We start from the raw sequence: 249 nt of genomic DNA on the forward strand, positions 1-249 counted from the left end.
GGCGTCTTTTCAGGCGTCTTTCCAACCCAATGCTTTTTGATACAGCTCTTTTTTATTCTCGCCGGTCAGTTCAGCAATAATGGCGGCGGCTTTTTTTGGTGGCAGCTCGGCCAGCAATAGTTTGAACAGCCGTTCTGTATCGATTTCAGACGCTGGTGATGGTGATTGATTACCGCTGACCATCACCACAAATTCGCCTTTTTGATGATCCTCATGGCTCGATAGCTGGGCATGGATATCCATCAGTGT

The 249-nt window shown here is 47.8% G+C and carries 1 pseudogene; it reads right to left on the reverse strand.

From position 1 onward, the window contains the following. Window positions 1-9 precede the first annotated feature (9 nt). Window positions 10-249, reverse strand: a pseudogene (locus tag Q4563_RS21515) (16S rRNA (cytidine(1402)-2'-O)-methyltransferase); the annotation flags it as partial.

The organism is Gilvimarinus sp. 1_MG-2023 (assembly GCF_030548285.1).